This is a genomic window from Azospirillum formosense, assembly GCF_013340925.1.
GTDB classification, from domain to species: Bacteria; Pseudomonadota; Alphaproteobacteria; order Azospirillales; family Azospirillaceae; genus Azospirillum; species Azospirillum formosense.
Window position 1 is genome coordinate 1 of the sequence record NZ_WHOR01000550.1, and the last position, 623, is coordinate 623.

Sequence of the window (623 nt, forward strand, 5' to 3'; positions counted from 1 at the left end):
GGGACCTCGACGAGCTGGCGCTGATCAAGCGCGGCGCGCTGCTGTTCGCCATCCTCAACCCCTACAACAGCCGCGACCATGTGGCCGCCTACGCGGCGGCCGGGGTGAACGCCTTCGCCATGGAGTTCATGCCGCGCATCACCCGCGCCCAGGTCATGGACGTGCTGTCCTCCCAGGCCAACCTCGCCGGCTACAAGGCGGTGGTGGATGCGGCCAGCGAGTATGGCCGGGCCTACCCGATGATGATGACCGCGGCGGGCACGGTGCCGCCGGCCCGCGCCTTCATCATGGGCGTCGGTGTGGCGGGCCTGCAGGCCATCGCCACGGCCAAGCGGCTCGGCGCCATCGTCTCGGCGACCGACGTGCGTCCGGCGGTCAAGGAGCAGGTGCAGTCGCTGGGCGGCAGCTTCGTCGCGGTCGAGAACGACGAGTTCAAGCAGGCCGAGACGGCGGGCGGCTACGCCAAGGAGATGTCGGACGACTACAAGCGCCAGCAGGCGGCGCTGGTGGCCGAGCACATCAAGAAGCAGGACATCGTCATCACCACGGCGCTGATCCCCGGGCGCAAGGCGCCGATCCTGGTGACGCGCGAGCATGTCGCCTCGATGAAGCCGGGCTCGGTG

The 623-nt window shown here is 69.7% G+C and carries 1 protein-coding gene; it reads left to right on the forward strand.

The window, feature by feature from the left end; genetic code table 11:
* Positions 1-623 (forward strand): Rossmann-fold NAD(P)-binding domain-containing protein (locus tag GBZ26_RS29775; protein ID WP_486598856.1); only part of this gene is annotated, 623 nt, incomplete at both ends.